The organism is Cupriavidus phytorum, assembly GCF_003254285.1.
GTDB lineage: Bacteria > Pseudomonadota > Gammaproteobacteria > Burkholderiales > Burkholderiaceae > Cupriavidus > Cupriavidus phytorum.
Genome location: NZ_QKZN01000011.1, coordinates 22,901 through 40,647 on the forward strand (window position 1 = coordinate 22,901; position 17,747 = coordinate 40,647).

At 67.8% G+C, this 17,747-nt stretch carries 18 protein-coding genes; 2 read left to right on the forward strand and 16 right to left on the reverse strand.

What is annotated here, in order from left to right:
• Window positions 1-20: 20 nt before the first annotated feature.
• From C7416_RS23100 to C7416_RS23135, 8 genes are all read right to left on the reverse strand, one after another.
• The gene (locus C7416_RS23100; RefSeq protein ID WP_062802697.1) at window positions 21-1,421 is read right to left on the reverse strand and encodes an HlyD family secretion protein; all 1,401 of its coding nucleotides are present in this window, start codon (window positions 1,419-1,421) and stop codon (window positions 21-23) included.
• A 458-nt stretch (window positions 1,422-1,879) separates the two neighbouring features.
• Window positions 1,880-3,346, reverse strand: a complete 1,467-nt coding sequence (locus C7416_RS23105; protein WP_111521094.1) for an MFS transporter — start codon at window positions 3,344-3,346, stop codon at window positions 1,880-1,882.
• A gap of 34 nt (window positions 3,347-3,380) precedes the next feature.
• Complete coding sequence (locus C7416_RS23110) at window positions 3,381-5,309, reverse strand: TRAP transporter large permease (RefSeq protein WP_111521095.1); 1,929 nt, start codon at window positions 5,307-5,309, stop codon at window positions 3,381-3,383.
• Window positions 5,306-5,944, reverse strand: coding sequence for a TRAP transporter small permease subunit (locus C7416_RS23115; protein ID WP_111521096.1), 639 nt, complete (start codon window positions 5,942-5,944; stop codon window positions 5,306-5,308). Before C7416_RS23115 ends, C7416_RS23110 begins: the two co-directional genes overlap by 4 nt.
• An 18-nt stretch (window positions 5,945-5,962) precedes the next feature.
• Window positions 5,963-7,129 carry a TRAP transporter substrate-binding protein gene (locus C7416_RS23120; RefSeq protein WP_373425080.1) on the reverse strand — a complete coding sequence of 389 codons (1,167 nt, stop codon included), beginning with the start codon at window positions 7,127-7,129 and terminating at the stop codon, window positions 5,963-5,965.
• Window positions 7,130-7,408: 279 nt separating this feature from the next.
• Window positions 7,409-8,116, reverse strand: coding sequence for an intradiol ring-cleavage dioxygenase (locus C7416_RS23125; protein ID WP_111521098.1), 708 nt, complete (start codon window positions 8,114-8,116; stop codon window positions 7,409-7,411).
• A 65-nt stretch (window positions 8,117-8,181) separates the two neighbouring features.
• On the reverse strand, window positions 8,182-8,391 hold the full coding sequence (locus C7416_RS23130) for a hypothetical protein (RefSeq protein ID WP_111521099.1): 210 nt from the start codon (window positions 8,389-8,391) through the stop codon (window positions 8,182-8,184).
• 331 nt (window positions 8,392-8,722) lie between these two features.
• Entirely contained in the window at window positions 8,723-9,190 is a 468-nt protein-coding gene (locus tag C7416_RS23135) for a nucleoside deaminase (protein WP_111521100.1), read from the reverse strand.
• A gap of 219 nt (window positions 9,191-9,409) precedes the next feature.
• On the opposite strand from C7416_RS23135, the gene C7416_RS23140 reads away from it, so the two are divergent.
• Window positions 9,410-10,081: an ankyrin repeat domain-containing protein gene (locus tag C7416_RS23140; protein ID WP_111521101.1), complete on the forward strand. Its 672-nt coding sequence runs from the start codon at window positions 9,410-9,412 to the stop codon at window positions 10,079-10,081.
• 110 nt (window positions 10,082-10,191) lie between these two features.
• Window positions 10,192-10,722: a MarR family winged helix-turn-helix transcriptional regulator gene (locus C7416_RS23145; RefSeq protein WP_111521197.1), complete on the forward strand. Its 531-nt coding sequence runs from the start codon at window positions 10,192-10,194 to the stop codon at window positions 10,720-10,722.
• Window positions 10,723-10,770: 48 nt separating this feature from the next.
• Here C7416_RS23145 and C7416_RS23150 read toward each other — a convergent pair whose 3' ends face one another.
• From C7416_RS23150 to C7416_RS23185, 8 genes are all read right to left on the reverse strand, one after another.
• Window positions 10,771-11,286 (reverse strand): aromatic-ring-hydroxylating dioxygenase subunit beta, encoded by a 516-nt coding sequence (locus tag C7416_RS23150; protein ID WP_181461303.1) that lies wholly within the window; start codon window positions 11,284-11,286, stop codon window positions 10,771-10,773.
• 37 nt (window positions 11,287-11,323) lie between these two features.
• Window positions 11,324-12,613, reverse strand: a complete 1,290-nt coding sequence (locus C7416_RS23155) for an aromatic ring-hydroxylating dioxygenase subunit alpha (protein WP_111521103.1) — start codon at window positions 12,611-12,613, stop codon at window positions 11,324-11,326.
• A 12-nt stretch (window positions 12,614-12,625) separates the two neighbouring features.
• The gene (locus tag C7416_RS23160; RefSeq protein WP_111521104.1) at window positions 12,626-13,906 is read right to left on the reverse strand and encodes an NAD(P)/FAD-dependent oxidoreductase; all 1,281 of its coding nucleotides are present in this window, start codon (window positions 13,904-13,906) and stop codon (window positions 12,626-12,628) included.
• An 11-nt stretch (window positions 13,907-13,917) separates the two neighbouring features.
• Complete coding sequence (locus tag C7416_RS23165; RefSeq protein WP_111521105.1) at window positions 13,918-14,223, reverse strand: non-heme iron oxygenase ferredoxin subunit; 306 nt, start codon at window positions 14,221-14,223, stop codon at window positions 13,918-13,920.
• An 82-nt stretch (window positions 14,224-14,305) separates the two neighbouring features.
• The gene (locus tag C7416_RS23170; RefSeq protein WP_111521198.1) at window positions 14,306-15,343 is read right to left on the reverse strand and encodes a branched-chain amino acid ABC transporter permease; all 1,038 of its coding nucleotides are present in this window, start codon (window positions 15,341-15,343) and stop codon (window positions 14,306-14,308) included.
• Window positions 15,343-16,227 carry a branched-chain amino acid ABC transporter permease gene (locus C7416_RS23175; RefSeq protein WP_111521106.1) on the reverse strand — a complete coding sequence of 295 codons (885 nt, stop codon included), beginning with the start codon at window positions 16,225-16,227 and terminating at the stop codon, window positions 15,343-15,345. The genes C7416_RS23170 and C7416_RS23175 overlap by 1 nt, the downstream gene beginning before the upstream one ends.
• A 12-nt stretch (window positions 16,228-16,239) precedes the next feature.
• A complete protein-coding gene (locus tag C7416_RS23180) occupies window positions 16,240-16,977 on the reverse strand; it encodes an ABC transporter ATP-binding protein (RefSeq protein ID WP_111521107.1) in 738 nt (245 codons plus the stop codon).
• Complete coding sequence (locus tag C7416_RS23185; RefSeq protein ID WP_111521108.1) at window positions 16,974-17,747, reverse strand: ABC transporter ATP-binding protein; 774 nt, start codon at window positions 17,745-17,747, stop codon at window positions 16,974-16,976. The genes C7416_RS23180 and C7416_RS23185 overlap by 4 nt, the downstream gene beginning before the upstream one ends.

Genomic DNA, 17,747 nt, shown 5'->3' on the forward strand with positions numbered 1-17,747 from the left:
GCTCTCCTTGGCGCGGGCGCTTACAGCGAGGCCCGCAACTGGCCGAGCCAGCTCTGGTTCAGCGTGACGCGGGCCCAGCGGCCCATGCCGCAGTGCCCGGACTGCGCCGGCGCCGCCGCTGCCGCCGTGCCCGCGGTAGCGGGCGCGGCCGCGCTGCCCGACGCCGCGCCGGCCTTGGCCGGCAGGTTGCCCAGCGGGCGGTCGAGCTTGGCGATGACGTAGATCTCGTTCTTCTCGATCGGAGGGAACGGCACGAAGTAGCGCGCCTGGTCGCCGTCCGGCGCGCGCGGCAGCACCTCGGCCACCGAGGCCGGCAGCGCCGTGGCCACGCCGTCGACCTGCACGTTCAGGCGCGCACCGGGCAGCAGGTTGTCGCTGAGGCTGCGCGGGAAGACCGCCACCACGCGCGTCTGCGCGCAATTGCTGGCGCGCGCCAGCGTGGCGCCGGCGGCGACGCGCATGCCGGGCTGCGCGATCAGGTCTTCGATGGTGCCGGGCTCGGGCGAGCGGATCTCAAGGTTGGAGAGGCGGTCGATGCGTTCCTGCTCGGTCGCGATCATTGCGTCGACCGACTTGCCGTAGGCTTCCAGCTGCTCCAGCTCCGCCGTCAGCTGTGCCGCTTCCGCGCCCAGCACCTGGCGGCGCTGCGCCAGCGTGGCGCTGGGGCCGTCGGTGGACGATGCATAGACTTTGTTGCGCGACGCCTGGCTTTCGCCGATGGCATTGTCGAGCTCGGCCTTGGCCGCGGCCTTGGCGTTGGACAGCATCGACAGCTGGTAGCGCGAGGCATTGGTATAGGCTTCGCTGACCGCGCCGGCCCACTGCATGCTCTGGTTGCGGTTGACCACTTCCTGCTGCTGGTCTTCCTGCGCCTTGGCCGAAGCCAGCCGCGCTTCCAGTGCGCGCACACGCGCGGCGTGCTCGCGTTGCGCGGCGCTGTTGTAGCGCTGCAGGTCCTGGTCGGTGGCAGCCATCAGCCGTCGGTTGCTTTCCAGCCGCGCCTTGGCCGAGTCATAGCGCTGCTGGTTGTCGAGCTTCTTGCCGGTCAGGTCGACCAGCAGCGAACGGTCGATGTTGGGGTTCTGCACCACCATCAGCGCCTGGTTGGCCGTGAACGGCTGGCCCGCGGCCACCATCTGCTTCATCACCACGCCCTCCACCGGCGAGGTCACCAGGCTGACGGGGCTGTTCACCACCGCGCGTTCCGACGAGCGCGTAAACACATTTGGAAACATGATCGTCAGCACGGCCCAGATGATGAACAGCACCACGCCGTAGCCCGCCATGCGCGGCACGATATGCCACAGCGGCACGGCGACCGGCTGCGGGCGCTGCACCAGCCCGTCGCCCTGGGGTTGGCGCAGCGGGGCAGGGGTCAGCGAGTGGGGGCGCGGCGGTGGGTTGTTGCGCTGGTCGGCCATGGTGTTGTTCTCCGGCAAGCAAAGTCAAAAAGCATCCCCGCCGGCATCCGGCGCATGGATGCCGGGCGAGCGTATCCGTCAGGCAAGCGTGTGGCGTCGCGCAAGGGCTGTCGCGCGTGGCCCGGCTTGCAAGTCCCCAATTCAGTTTGTTGTCTGCAGCACGCGCGATGTGGCTGGGCCGTATCGGCGCACCTTGCAATCGGACCGACATACCGCATGCAGCGGCGTGCAGCCCGTAGAGTTGCCCGGCTTCATCCAGGCAGAGTTGAACAATGGCCAGTGGATTGGCCAAGACTTGGCGGCCCGCTGAAGCAAAGATTCACGCACTCAGGCCGCCGCGGGTGAGTTAAGGCTAGTCAGTTGCCCCTTCGCTTGCTGTAAGAATGTGTAAGAGGAGGCTGTAGCACTGCTTAACACGGGCGTGGAAAAAAGCCCGCAGAAGGGTCCGCGCAGCGTCTCTATTCGTCGCTGCCGAGCGGCGGCGCGATATGCTCCAGCGGGCGACGTTCGGCATCGATGCCGAAGCGCAATGCCAGCAGCCCGGCCACGATCACCAGCGCGGCGCCGAAGCCGTAGCCCGCCGCCACCGCTTCGCGGCTGCCGCTCTCGATCAACGCGCCCAGCAGCAGCGGCGCGACAAAGCCGCCGGTGCCGGTGCCCACGGCGTAGAACACCGAGATCGCCAGCGCGCGCATTTCCAGCGGGAACACCTCGCTCGCGGTCAGGTAGGCGGAACTGGCCGCGGCGGAGGCGAGGAAGAACACGGCGGACCAGCACAGCGCCTGCGTGCGCGCGTCGAGCCAGCCCTGCACGAAGGCCCAGCCGGTCAGCGCGAGGCCGATGCCGGACAGCACGTAGGTGGCGGCGATCATGCGGCGGCGCCCGACGCGGTCGAACAGCGGGCCCAGCAGCAGCGGCCCCAGCGCGTTGCCGAGCGCGAACGGAAAGATGTACAGCGCCACGCGCGCTTCCGGCACGCCGTAGAAGCGCGACAGCACCAGCGCATAGGTGAAGAAGATGGCGTTGTAGAAGAAGGCCTGCGCCACCATCAGCGCCAGCGTGATCAGGCTGCGCTGGCGAAAGCGCCGCAGCAGCAGGCGCATGACCTCGCCCACGCCCGGGGCTGCGCGGCGGCGCATCGCCACCGCCGCGCAATCGGGCGACACCGGCGGCAGCGGCCCATGGCTGGCGCGCACTTCGGCCTCGATCGCGGCGATGATGCGTTCGGCCTCGTCCAGCCGCCCGTGCGTGGCAAGCCAGCGCGGGCTCTCCGGCACATGCCGGCGCACCAGCACGATCGCCACCGCCAGCACCGCGCCGAGCGCGAAGCAGGCGCGCCAGCCCCAAACCGGGCCGAATACGCGCGCATCCAGCAGCACCAGGCTGAGCCCGGCGCCCAGCGCCGCGCCCAGCCAGAAACTGCCGTTGATCGCCAGGTTCACGCGTCCCCTGACGCGCGCGGGGATCAGTTCGTCGATGGCGGAATTGATGGCGGCATATTCGCCGCCGATGCCCAGGCCGGTGCAGAAGCGGCAGGCCGCAAAGAAGGCGAAGTCGGGCGCGAACGCGGTCGCCAGCGTGGCCACCATGTAGACCGCGAGCGTGGCCAGGAACAGGCGCTTGCGGCCGAGCCGGTCGGCCATGCGCCCGAACACCAGCGCGCCCAGCACCGCGCCGGCGATGTAGAGCGAGCCCGACCAGCCCACCTCGGTCGCGCTCAGCCCCAGCGTATCGGGCCGCTCCAGCACCGCGCCGACCGAGCCGACCAGCGTGACCTCCAGGCCATCGAGCACCCACGCGACGCCCAGCGCGATCGCCACGCGCCAGTGCCAGCGCGACCACGGCAGGCGGTCGAGCCGCCCGGGAATGTCGGTGCGGAAGCTGGTGTCGGCAGGCGGGCTGGCGAAGGCGGTATCGGTTGGCATTGCCAACCAGTATAGGAAACGAGGGCAGCGCCGCTTAGCGGTACAGCACGGTCGGCAGCCAGAGGCCGATTTCGGGGAAGACGTAGAGCAGCACCAGCGCAATCAGCTGGATGCCCATGAACGGCAGCATGCCGAGGAAGATCTGGTTCAGCGTGACATGGGGCGGCGCCACGCCCTTCAGGTAGAACGCGGCCATTGCCACCGGCGGCGACAGGAACGCGGTCTGCAGGTTCAGCGCCACCAGCAGCCCGAAGAACAGCGGATCGATGCCGAAGTTGTCCAGCAGCGGGATAAAGATCGGCATGAAGATGATGATGATCTCGGTCCACTCCAGCGGCCAGCCCAGCAGGAAGATGATCAGCTGCGCCAGGATCATGAACTGCACCGGCGACAGGTTCATCGACAGCACCCACTGTTCGACCAGTGCCTGCCCGCCCAGCAGCGCGAACGCGGCCGAGAAGATCGACGAGCCCACGAACAGCCAGCACACCATGGCGCTGGTCTTGGCGGTCAGCAGCACCGATTCCTTGAGCACGCGGAAGTTCAGCTGACGGTAGGCGGCGGCCAGCAGCGCGCCGCCCAGCGAGCCGACCGCGGCGGCCTCGGTGGGCGTGGCCAGCCCGAACACGATCGAGCCCAGCACTGCCAGGATCAGCAGCGCCAGCGGGAAGAACGACGTCAGCAGCATCTTGAAGATTTCGACCCGCGCAAAGCTGAAGCGCCAGTAGAAGTACACCAGCAGCAGGCCCACCACCGCGAGCGTGATCCAGAACCAGCGCGGGGCCGCGACGGTTGCGGCGGCAGGTGCGGATGGCGCCCGGGCGTCGGCTTCGGTGGCGGACGGCGTCGCGGACGTGGCCGGTGCGGCGGGCGTGGCCGGTGCCGCGGCGGCCGGCGCCGCCGGTTCTTCCGCTGGCGGCGCCGCCAGGTCGTCCACCGCCGCGCTGCTTTCCTCGGCGCCGCCCAGCGACAATGGGGCCTCGATCGCGATGCTCGCGGCCGGCGCGGTGACCGCGCTATAGATGGTACCCATCACCAGCGCCGTCGCCAGCGCCGGCAGCAGCACGATGCCGAGCTGGCGCGCGAACACGGCACTCGGCACCTCGGCGTTGCGCGGACCCTTGAGCGCGCGCATCAGGCCCGCGCCCAGCGCCGGCAGGGCATGGGTGGCACCACGCGCTTCCAGCGTGCGCGCCACCGGCGGCAGCGGCACCACGCGTTCGGCTTCCGGCAGCGGGGGCGCCAGCGCGGGCTTGAGCTTGGCCAGCAGCACGATGTAGAGCACATAGAGCCCGGTCAGCATCAGCCCGGGGAAGAAGGCACCGGCATAGAGCTGCACCACCGAGACGCCCGCGGTGGCGCCGTAAACGATCAGCAGCACGGACGGCGGGATCAGGATGCCCAGGCAGCCGCCGGCGGTCACGGCGCCGGCCGACATCGAGGTGCTGTATCCCGCGCGCAGCATGGCGGGGAAGGCCAGCAGGCCCATCAGCGTGACCACCGCGCCGACGATGCCGGTGGCAGTGGCGAAGATCGCGCAGGTCACCAGCGTGGCCACTGCGAGCGAGCCCGGGATCCATGCCAGCGCCAGGTGCAGGCTGCGGAACAGCTTCTCGATCAGGTTCGAGCGCTCGACCAGGTAGCCCATGAACACGAACAGCGGGATCGAGATCAGGACATCGTTGGTCATCACCGCATAGGCCCGCTGCACCATCAGGTCCAGCGTCTGCTGCACCGCGATCTCGGGATTGGCGTTGCGGTAAGCCAGCCAGGAAAACAGCACGCCCATGCCCATCAGCGTGAACGCGGTGGGAAAACCCAGCATGATCGCCACCACGATCAGCGCCAGCATCAGCAGGCCCAGGTGTCCGCTGGTCCAGTCCCCCGGAGCCGGCATGAACCAGGCTACGGCAGCGACGATCAGCACCATCAGCGACACGCCAAACCACAGTTCCTTCCTCATCGGCCGGCTCCCGGCGGGTTGTCGCGCGGTGGCGGGGCTGCGGCCACGTCGGCCAGTTCCGCCGTGGGCGTGCCCTGCACCATCTCCTTGAGCTTGTCGACGTCGACCTCTTCGACATCGCCTTCGCGCAGCGGCCAGTTACCGCTGCGCAGGCACATGATGCAGCGGATGGTCTCGGCCACGCCCTGCAGCAGCAGCAGCGCGCCGGCCACCGGGATCACCGCCTTGAACGGATAGATCGGCGGGCCGTCGGCGGCGATGGAGGAGTGTTCGTTCTGCGCCAGCGAGACTTCGAAGAAGTCGATGCCGGCCCAGGCCAGCGCGATCACGCCGGGGAAGAAGAAGGCAAGGTACAGCACCAGGTCGATGCCGGCCTGCATCCGCGGCGACAGGAAGCCGTAGAGGATATCGCCGCGCACGTGGCCGCGCTTGGCCAGCGTGTAGGCGCCCGCCAGCATGAACAGCGTGCCGTACAGCATGTTGCTGGCGTCAAACACCCAGGCGTGCGGCGCGCCCAGCGCATAGCGCGAGAACACCTCGTAGCTGATCATCAGCGTGAGCGCGATGATCAGCCACGAGGCGGCCTGGCCGACGAAGGTGCTGAGCCAGTCGATGCGCAGCAGCAGGCGTTGCACGGCGGGCGTCCCGGGGGCTCACCCGCGCTTGGAGAAGTAATGGCTGCTGGCCAGCCGGTAGTCGACGTTGGTATCGTTCTGCCAGCGCGTGGAGCGCTGCGCGAAGGCCTTCATCGAATCATTGACCTTCTTGAACATAGGGTTCTCTTTTTCCTTGCGCGCGACGATCTCGTCCCAGATCTTCAGCTGCGCCTGCAGCACCGAGTTGGGCGTGGCGTAGAACTTCACGCCCTGCTGCTGCAGCGCCTGGTAGTCCTTGGAATAGCGGTCGATCGCCTTCATCGACATGTCGGCCGAGGCCGCGTCCACCGCGTTGGCGATCAGCGCCTTGAGCTTGGCCGGCAATGCGTCGTAGCGCTTCTTGTTGAACAGGATCTCGAACTGCTCCGAGCACTGGTGGAAGCTGCGCAGCATGCAGATCTTGGACACGTCCTGGAAGCCCAGCGCGCGGTCGGAACTGGCGTTGTTGAACTCGGCCGCGTCGAGCAGGCCGCGGTCCAGCGCCGGCACGATCTCGGCGCCCGGCAGCGCGTTCACCGCGGCGCCCAGGCCGGTGAAGATATCGATCGACAACCCGACGGTGCGGAACTTCAGCCCCTTGAAGTCTTCCGGCTTGGTGATGGGCTTCTTGAACCAGCCCAGCGGCTGGGTCGGCATCGGCCCGTACAGGAACGACACCACGTCCAGGTTCAGGCTGCGGTAGATCTCCTGCTGCAGTTCCTTGCCGCCGCCGTACTTGTGCCAGGCCAGCAGCATGTTCGGGTCCATGCCCCAGGCCGGGCCCGAGCCCCACAGCGCCAGCGCCGAGTTCTTGCCGTACCAGTACGCGATCACGCCATGGCCGCCGTCGAGCGTGCCCTTGCTGACCGCGTCGATCAGGTCGAACGCCTTGACCACCGCGCCTGCGGGCAGCAGCTCGATCTTGAGGTCGCCGCCCGACATATCGTTCACCTTGGTGACGAAGTCGCCGGCGAACTCGTGGAAAATATCCTTGGTCGGCCAGGTGCTCTGCCAGCGCATCGTGACCGGCCCCTGCGCCTTGACGATGGCCGGGAAGCCCATCGCCGCCGCCCCCGCGGCAGCGCCGGCGGCGCCGCCCAGGAAGCCGCGCCGGGACACGCTGCTGCCCTGGCCGCTATCCTGACCGCTGCTCCGCCCCTCTGATTTCCTCGCCCTGGATGCCATGACCGTCTCCCTCTGATGAGTGTGGGACTACCCGCGAGCGTGCCGGCCATGGGGACCGAGGCCACTCGCCACTGACGCGAACACCGGAAAAGTCGGGAAAAACTGGAGCATGCGGGGCCAGCGGACGCGCGGCAGGCCTGCCGACGGGCAGGGGTGCCGGGCAGGTGGCCCGTGATTCCCTTCATGGTAGGAAAGGCACAGGCAACCACAATCTAGGGATTACCCGCGCGGTGTGCGCCGGCGCACTTCGGGGCCGCGGACGAGCCGCGTGCCGCCGGCTCAGGCGCGCGCGATGCCGACCGTGAAGCTGGCTTCGAGCAACCCCGCCGTGTCGGGGGCCTCGCGCACCGCCATCAGGTTGGGGCGCGCACCCGCGATCGGGTCCTGCACGGTGGCGCGTGCCGGCACGCCGTGCGCACGGTAGGCCGGATGGCTGCCCAGGACCTGGCGGTTGAGCGCGTCGCTGAAATACAGCTGGCTGGTCAGCGCCTCGGCGCGCCCGAGCAGCACCTTGAAGTGGATATGGATGGCGCGCGGCGCGTACCAGCCGGGATAAATGGAGGTGAAGGTGGCGACGCCGTCGCTGTCGGCCGGCTGGACCCCGCGCAGGAAGCGCGCCTGCCGGTCGGTGCGGACTTCACTGCGGCCTTCGCCGCTGTAACGGCCCTGCGCGTCGCAGTGCCAGATGCTGACCAGGGCACCCGGCACCGGCGCGCAGCCGCGTCCGGCGTCGACCACCCGGATGCGCAGCCGCAAGGACTGGCCGGGGCTGCCGTCGCGGATGTCGGCGCGCACCAGGGCGTCGTCCAGGTAGAACGGGCCTTCGGTGGCGGCCGGGGTCAGCAGGCAGGCGGCGGGTGTTGCCGCCGCGGCCGTGCCCGGCGCGATGCCGGCGGCTGCCAGCAGGCCCAGGTCGCGCAGGAAGCGGCGGCGCGCCGCGTCGGGATCTTCGGGGACGCCGGCATCAGGCGCGGGGCCCGTGGTCATGGTGGCCTCCGTGGCGTTGCGAGTGGGCCGGACGGCGCTTGCCGGAGGCAGCCAGGGCCGCGGCCTCAGCGTCCCATGGCCTTGAGCATGGAATAGCCGTGACTGGTGATGCGCGGTGCCTGGCGGCGGCCGTGCAGCACTTCGAGATGAACGAATCGCTTGTCGACCAGGGCCTTGAGGTCGATGGGATCGATCTGGCGGGAATCGGTGGAATCGAGGGAATCGGGGCCATCGCTCAGCAACAGCAGCGTGGCAAGTTCATGCGGGCTCAGCACGTTCGTCTCCTTGGCTAGAGGGGGGCGTTTGCTGGGAGTCTGCGCGGCGACATCGCGCCGGCGGGAGGCGTAATACGATCGTCGGGACCACGCGGCCACATGTGCTGCACATGTTGCGCTGCAATGCGCAGCGCTGCCGGTGTCTCGCAATCCATTGGTTTGACGGAAGGCTCCGCGCGCGGTTCCGCGCTGCCGCCGGCCGTTACATGTGACCCACTGTCGCAGCGCCGTCATTCCCATACTAGCCGGCCCACGTGACAAGGCGATGGCCATGCCGGCATCGTGGGCAAAGGGAGCGGCAGCCATCCGCTCCCGGTCATGCCTGTCGCCGTTACTGGCCCTGGCGCGCGCGCCAGGCTTCGTACAGGTCGACGCCCTGGTCGCGCGCCGGCACGTAGGCCAGCTTCATCTCGCGCTGCTCGAGCGGACGGGCCAGCTCGACGTAGCCGCGCTCGGCGGACAGGTCGTAAGGGGCGCCGTCCTCGTTGGAATACGCGTAGTAGACCGCCTCGACCCCGGCCAGGTACATCGCGGTCAGGCACATCGGGCAGGGATAGCCGCTGGCGTACACGGTGCAGCCGCTCAGGTCGGGCTTGCCAAGCGCGCGGCTGGCGGCGCGCACCGCCTGCATCTCGGCATGCGCGCTGGGGTCGCAGGTGGCATCGACCTCGTTGACCGCGCGGGCCAGCACCGTGCCGTCCCTGACCACCACGGCGCCAAAGGGCCAGGTACTGCGCTCGCGCACGTTTTCCATGGCGAGGCGGATGGAATCCAGCAGATAGGCTTCGGTTGTCGACACGCGTTGTCTCCGTTCAGGCCTGGCCCGCGCAGGCGGACATGATGCGGGCCTCGCGACTATAGGACAGCGTGCGCGGGCACGGTGGCGCGGGTTGTTATAGAGCGTATTCGGGCGCCCGCGGGCTATTGCGCTTGGCACTGGCGCGCATTCGAATCCTTAACTTCGCGTGGCGCGGGCGACGTGCCAGAATGCGGCCGATGTCTTGCTGAAGGATTCCACATGCTGGCGGCGCGCCTGTTCGTTTCCCTGTCCCTGTTCATTGTCATGCTGACGTCCATCCCCGCCGCCGCGAGCGCAACCCCCGAGCAACAACTGCGCGAAGCCGCAGCGCGCGGCAACGCCGCACAGGTCAGCGCGCTGCTGGCCCAGGGCGCCAGCATCGACGCGCGCGATGCGCAGGGACGCACCGCGCTGCTGCTCGCCACGCAACACAACCGCGTGCAGGCGGCGCGGGTGCTGATCGATGCCGGCGCCGACGTGAACGCGCAGGACGCGATCCACGACAGTCCCTACCTGTATGCCGGCGCGCGCGGCCTCAACGAGATCCTGCGCCTGACGCTGGCGCACGGCGCCGACCTGCGCAGCACCAACCGCTACGGCGGCACCGCGCTGATCCCCGCGGCCGAGCGCGGCCATGTCGAGACCGTGCGCATGCTGATCGCGGCCGGCGTGGCGGTGGACCATGTGAACCGGCTCAAGTGGACCGCCTTGCTCGAGGCCATCATCCTCGGCAACGGCGGCGCCGCCCATACCGAGATCGTGCGCCTGCTGGTCAAGGCCGGGGCCAACGTGAACCTGGCCGACGGCGACGGGGTCACGCCGCTGCAGCATGCGCGCCAGCGCGGCTATACGCAAATCGAGCGCCTTCTGCGCGACGCCGGCGCACGTTGAGGCCGCTGCGCCCTGTGACCTGCGTACCATCGGTTGCGACCCGTTCGAGGGGGATCGCCGTAACCGTCCCTCATATATACTGTCAGTGTGCATACAAAATGGTGAAGGCGATGGCTTCGAGAGCAAAGCGCAGTGCAACGACGGACAGCGGCAGCCTGGCTACTGCGGCGCCGGAACCGGATCCGGCCAAGGAACTGCTCTGGGCACGTCCCGGGTTCCTGGTGCGGCGGCTGCACCAGATCCACGTGGCGATGTTCTTCGAGGAGTGCAAGGCGCCCAATATCACGCCGGTGCAGTACGCCATCCTGACCGTGTTGTCGGTGCTGCCGGGACTGGACCAGACCTCGCTGGGGCAGGAAGTTGGCCTTGACCGCACCACGACCATGGACGTGGTGCGCCGGCTCGAAGAGCGCGGCCTGGTCGAGCGCCGCGAGAATCCGGCGGACCGGCGCACGCGCCACGCCCACCTGACGCGCGAAGGCAAGAGCGTGGTCACGTCGCTGCGTGCCGACATGGCGCGCGCGCAGGAGCGCATGCTCGCGCCGCTGAAGCCGGCGCAGCGGGAGGTATTCATGGAGTTGCTGGCGACACTGGTGGAGGCCAACAACCAGTACAGCCGCACCGTGTTGCGGAGCATGTAAGCAAGTATGGCGGGCGCAAGGCCCGCCGTTTTCCATTGGAGCGGTGGCTCAGACCGGATAGACCAGGTCGTTCGCGATGATGGTGGTGTCGTACACCACCTGGCGCTCGCGCAGCAGCAGCCGGCCGCCCTGCCGGCGGAAGCGGTCATGGTAGGTGCCGGCGAGGTGGATCGTGGTGGGGCCTTCGACCAGCGTCTGCAACAGCATGAAGTTGGCCTGCGCCACGATATCGCCGTCGGCGGTCTCATCGCTGACGCGCGTGTTGGTCACCAGATGCAGGTTGTAGCGCGGGGCAAACATCTGCGTATTGGCGATCGCCGCGGCGCGGTCGCGCATCATGCCGATGCCTTCCGCGTACACCAGCCCGACCGGCAAGTTGCGTTCGGCGTTCTCGCGCGCGGTGATGCGGTAGAGCGCGTCGTCGGTGAAGAAGCCCGGCCAGCGTTCGACCATGCCGGCGTCCAGCGCCGCGCAATAGTCGGCGTGGAAGGCATCGATCTCCAGCCGCAGTTCGATCGCGCGCGCGGTGCCGAGGGTGCTCTCGCGATAGAGGGAGTAGTTCATCGGTTTCATATGCTGTTTGATTCCCGTCGGGCCGCGTTCAGAATCCCATCACGCCGCGATAATACTGATACATCGCGCGGATAGCGGATTCGGAGATCAGGGAGCTGGAGGTGCCGATCTGCTGCGCGTCCAGCTTGAGCACGTTGAGGTCGCTGCTGGAGCGGCGCACGCCTTCCTGCACGAACTTCATCGCCTCGTTGTCTTCCAGCCCGAGGAAGCCGGCGGGGCCCATCAGGTTGCCCTGGCGCAGCCGGTGCTGCGTCATTTCGTCGGTATCGTCCTCGTAGCCGAACATGGTCCACAGCATCAGCATGCTGTCGGGGCCATTGGGCACGATCTGGCGCACGCCCAGCGTGTTCATCTCGCGCTGCACGATCAGGTTCGGCCAGATCGTCTGCATCGTCACCGACCACGGCGAGTCGAACTCGCGCACGTACTCCAGGAAGCGCTCGTCCTCCAGCCGCATGCCTTCGTGGTACGAGCGCATCTCCTTCTTGTTCTCGTCGCTGACGGCCGCGTACTTGTCCTCCTTCTTGGCCGATGCCATGGTGCCGTGGCGGCCGTGCACGGGGTCGGCGATCATCGCCGACTCGTTGCCCGCCACCAGCAGGCCGAACACTACCAGGAAGGAGTGCAGCAGCGTGGCGTGGTAAGGGTCCTTCAGGTTCTCGTGGTACATCTTCCAGTTGCACGGCAGTTCGTTCTTGTAATAGCCGAGCACCTTGAGCGGCTTGCCGTTGAAGACCACGTCGAAATCCTTCAGGATCTCCGGCGTCATGTAGTCTTCCAGGCTTTCCATGTCAGCTGCGTAGGAGGCAAAGATCACGCCGTTGCGCGTTGCCACGTGCAGCTTCACCAGCCCATGGTCTTCGTTGCGGAAGTCCCTGGGCATGCCCCCGGCGCGGTTGACGCCGCGCTTGAACGGAACGCCCTGCAGGTTGCCCTTGAGGTCATAGGACCACTGGTGGTAAGGGCAGACGAATTCCTTGGTGTTGCCCTGGCTGTGCCGGCAGAACTCCGCGCCGCGGTGCGCGCACCGGTTCTCGAAGACATGGATCGAGCCGTCCTCGGCGCGCGACACGACCACCGGCGTCGCGCCGACATACGAGCGCTTGAAGTCGCCGGCGTTCGGGATCTCGGCTTCGAGCGCGACATAGTTCCATGAGCGGCCGCGGAAGATCTTCTGCAGCTCCAGGTCATGGACGGCCTGGCTGGTGTAGACCCAGTCCGGGATGTAGTGCAGTCCGTCCTCGGGCCAGCGGCATTCATCCAGTCCCGGGTTCTTCTTGCCCAGCGTGTGCTGGATCACCGCTTGTGTCTGGTACATGTGGGAGTCCTCTCAGAGTGTGATGGAGCTGTCTGCTTCCGCCTGCCGTTCGCGGACGACCTGCCGCAGCGGCAATGTGTCGTCGCACAGGCGTGCCAGGTGCGCCGAGACGTCGTGTCCGACCAGTGCGCGCAGCTGACGCAGGTCGCCGCCGGCATTCACGGCAATGGCATGGCGCAGGCGGCCGTGGCGGGTGCCGAGCAGCATGAACTTCGGGGCGGCGGCATCGTGGGCAGCGAAGCCGCGCCAGGCATAGCGGATTTCCGGATGCGCGGCGCCGAGCATCTGCACGTTGCATCCGAACTGGTCGGTCCAGAACCACGGTAGCGCCGCAGGCTCCGCCGCCACGCCCAGCATCGCCGCCGCCGCGATGCGCGCCTGTTCATTGGCGCTTTGCCAGGACTCGAGCCGCATCTCGGCGCCGAACAGCGGCTGGTACTGGCTGCAGCAGTCGCCAGCGGCATAGATCGACGGCGCGCTGGTGCGGCACTGTTCGTCGACCTGGATGCCGCCATTCTGCGGATGCAGCGCCAGGCCAGCGCCGGCGGCGAGCGCCACTTCCGGAGTCAGGCCAATCGCGACCACCACCAGCGCAGCGGGCAGCGCGGAGCCGTCGTCGAACCGCATTTGCACGCCATTGCCCTGGACCTCGCAGTGAGCGATGCCGCAGCCAAGACGCAGGGTCACGCCTTGCGCCCGCACCCGATCCGCCAGCCATGCGCCAAGCTCCGGCGGCAGCGCGCGACCCAGCAGGCGGTCCGCGCTCTCGACCAGCGTGACCTTCAGGCCCATGCTGGCGGCCGTCGAAGCGGTCTCCAGGCCAAGGAAGCCACCGCCGATCACCACCAGTTCGCCTGCGCGCTGCATGGCGTCGCGCAGGCGCGCGGCGTCGTCCAGCGAGCGCAGGTAATGCACATGGAGCGTGCCGGGCGGCAGCGCGGGCAGCGCGCGGGCATTGCCGCCGGTGGCGAGCAGGCAGGCGCCATAGCCGATGGTGCTGCCGTCGGCCAGGTGGGCGACTTGCCGCGCGGCATCAAGCGCGGTGACGCAGGTGCCTAACCGCAGCTCGATGCCCTGGTCGGCATAGAAGCTGGAGGGGTGCACGCTGATCTTGCCGTCCTGTCCGGCGTCGGCAAGCACGGACTTGGACAGCGGCGGGCGCTCGTATGGCGCGTGCCGTTCGCCGCCTGCCATGACGATGCGGCCGCCATGGCCAAGGCCGCGCAGGGCGGCGGCGGCCATGGCCCCGGCCTGGCCGGCGCCGACGATCAGGATGGGCGTGTGCTGTGTCATGACCGGCGCCCTTACAGCTCGACCCACACCCGGCTGTCTTCGATCTTGACCGGGTAGGTGCGGATATCGCTGGTGGCGGGCGCGCACATCGCCTTGCCGGTGCGGATGTCGAAGCGGGCCTGATGCAGCGGGCACTCGATGCAGCCGTCTTCCAGGTAGCCGTCCGACAGCAGCGCGTACTGGTGCGTGCAGACGTTGTCGGTGACAAAGAACGCGTCATCGCTGCGATAGACGGCAAGCTGGCGATCGCCCAGCGTCAGCGGCATCACCTCGTCGTTCTGCAGCGTGTCGGCCGCATCGATGTGAATCCATGCCATGGTCATCTCCGTGAATCTAATTTATCAGCATACTGAACATATAAGATCAGTGTACTGATGTTTGGGGCGCGAAATATTCTCGTTAACCCGGGGTATGAGCGGTCCCTGGCGTTACCGCGGCACTGTGCTGCAGCGTCGGACGTGCCTGCCGCGCCAGGATCTCGCCCATGATGCCGCGGCGGAATGTCAACACACAGACCACGAAGATCAGCCCTGTCACCATGCTCACCGACTCGCCCAACGTATCGAACCAGCCGATGCCGGTGATTCCCGCCAGCGCGTTGCCCGCATCCCCCAGCTTGTTCTCCAGCGCGACGATGACCAGCGCGCCAACCAGCGGGCCAGACAGGGTGCCCATGCCGCCGACCAGGGTCATCAGGATCACGGAGCCCGACATCATCCAGTGGACATCGGTCAGCGTGGCGAAGCCCAGCACCAGCGTCTTGAGCGCCCCCGCCAGCCCCGCCAGCGCCGACGACAGCACGAACGCCAGCAGCTTGAAGCGGTCCGCGTCATAACCCAGCGAGACCGCGCGCGGCTCGTTCTCCTTGATCGCCCGCAGGATCTGCCCGAAGGGCGAGTCGACGATGCGCATGATCCCGAGGAAGGCAGCCACGGTGATCGCCAGCACGACGTAGTACATGGTGTGGTCGGACGCCAGAGGCAGCACGCCGAACAGCTCGCCGCGCGGCACCGCCTGCATGCCGTCCTCGCCGCCGGTGACCGGTGCCTGCAGGCAGAAGAAGTAGAACATCTGCGCCAGCGCCAGCGTGATCATGGCGAAGTAGATGCCCTGGCGGCGGATCGCCAGCGCGCCGAACGCCAGCCCCAGCAGGGCGCCGAAGGCGGTGCCGCCCAGCAGCGCCAGTTCCGGCGTGAGCTGCAGCGCCTTCATCGCATAGCCGCAGGCGTAGGCGGCGCCGCCGAAGAACGCGGCATGGCCGAACGACACCAGCCCGGTATAGCCCAGCAGCAGGTTGAAGGCGCAGGCGAACAGCGCGAAGCACAGCAGCTTCATCACCAGCACCGGGTAGGCGCCCAGCCAGGGCGCGAGCAGCAGCGCTGCCAGCAGCAGTCCGTACGCGAGCCGCGGCCGCGTTGCGTAAGTGGGGCTTGCCATCATTTCTCCTTTCCAAACAAACCGGCCGGCCGCACCAGCAGCACGCAGACCATGGCGACGAAGACAACGGTCGCGGAAGCTTCGGGGTAGTAGACCTTGGTCATGCCTTCGAACACACCCAGCCCCAGGCCGGTAAAGATCGAGCCGAGGATCGAGCCCATGCCGCCGATCACCACCACGGCGAACACCGTGATGATCAGGTTCTGCCCCATCAGCGGCGACACCTGCATCACCGGCGCGGCCAGCACGCCGGCGAGCGCCGCCAGGCCCACGCCGAAGGCATAGGTCAGCGTCACCAGCAACGGCACGTTGACGCCGAAGGCTTCGACCATGCGCGGATTCTCGGTGCCGGCGCGCAGGTAGGCGCCGAGCCGCGTCTTCTCGATCATGAACCAGGTGGCGAAGCACACCGTCAGCGAAGCCACCACGACCCAGGCACGGTAGTTGGGCAGCACCATGAAGCCCAGCTGGCTGACACCGGTCAGGGCATCCGGCGTGGGGTAGGGCAGGCCGGAGACGCCGTAGACCGAGCGCAGCAAGCCCTCGATCAGCAGGCAGATGCCGAGCGTCAGCAGCAGGCCATACAGATGGTCGAAGCGGTACAGGTGGCGCAGCATGGTGCGCTCCAGCAACACGCCCAGCGCGCCGGCCGCGAGCGGCGCCAGCAGCAGCATCACCCAGTAGTTGATGCCGAGGTAGTTCAGTCCCATCCAGGCCAACACAGCGCCGAGCATGAACAACGCGCCATGCGCGAAGTTGATGACATTGAGCAGGCCGAAGATCACTGCCAGCCCCAGGCTCAGGATCGCGTAGAACGATCCATTGACCAGCCCTAGCAGCAGCTGGCTCAGCAGCGCGGGCAGGGGCACTCCAAACAATTCCATGACAAGGTCTCCTTACACGCCCAGCAGGGCATTGAGCGCGGGCATCTTCCGTTCCAGTTGGCCGGCATTGAAGGCCTCGACGATGCGGCCGTGCTCCATCACGAAGAAGCGGTCCGCCAGAGGCGCCGCGAAGCGGAAGTTCTGTTCCACCATGACGATGGTGTAGCCGCGCCGGCGCAGCGTGGCGATCATCTTCGCCAGCTTCTGCACGATCACCGGCGCCAGCCCTTCCGAGATCTCGTCGAGCAGCAGTACGCTGGCGCCGGTGCGCAGGATGCGCGCCACCGCCAGCATCTGCTGCTCGCCGCCCGACATGCGCGTGCCCGGGCTCTTGCGCCGCTCATGCAGGTTGGGGAACATCTCGTAGATCTCTGCCACGGACATGGGCTCGCGCAGCCCCGTCGCGCCCGACGCCGCCTCGAAGGCAGGCGGCAGCATCAGGTTCTCTTCGCACGACAGGCTGGCAAAAATCGCGCGCTCCTCGGGGCAGTAACCAAGCCCCAGCGGCGCAATGCGGTGCGTCTTCATGCCGATGGTTTCCCGGCCGAATACGCGCACTGACCCCTTGCGCATGCCGGCCAGGCCCATGATGGCGCGCAGCGTGGTGGTGCGTCCCGCGCCGTTGCGGCCCAGCAGGGTGACCACTTCGCCCGGCTGGACCGCCAGGTCGACGCCGTGCAGGATGTGCGATTCGCCATACCAGGCATGCAGGCCCCGCAGTTCCAGGGCCGGGGTGGCGGTTGCGGTCATGCGGCCTCCTGCTGGTCTTCCGTGGTTCCCATATAGGCTTCCTTCACCTGCGGATTGCGCGAGATCTCGTCATACGTGCCCTCGGCCAGCACGGCGCCGCGCTGCAGCACCGTGATGCGATCGACGATCGACGACACCACGCTCATGTTGTGCTCCACCATCAGCACCGTCCGTCCCGCCGACACGCGCTTGATCAGCGCGGTCACGGTCTCGACGTCCTCGTGGCCCATGCCCTGCGTTGGCTCGTCCAGCAGCATCAACTCGGGATCGGTGGCGAGCGTGGTGGCCAGCTCCAGCGCGCGCTTGCGGCCATAGGCCAGTTCGGCCGTGCCCAGGTGCGCGAAGCCGGCCAGGCCCACGTCGTCCAGCAGTTCCATGGCGCGCGCATCCAGCTGCGACAGCGCACGCCTGCCGCGCCAGAAGTGCCACGACGTGCCCAGTCTGCGCTGCAGCGCGATGCGCACGTTCTCGAGCACGGTCAGTTGAGGGAACACCGCCGAAATCTGGAACGAGCGGATCACGCCCATGCGGGCGATCTGCGCCGGGCGCAGCGCGGTGATATCGGTGCCATTGAAATGGATGGAGCCGGACGAAGGCGCGTGGAACTTGGTCAGCAGGTTGAAGCAGGTGGTCTTGCCGGCGCCGTTTGGGCCGATCAGCGCGTGGATCGAGCCTCGCCGCACCGACAGGCTGACATCGCTGACGGCGGTAAAGCCCTTGAACGCCTTGGTCAGCCCCTGCGTGCGCAGGATTACGTCTTGCTCGGGCAT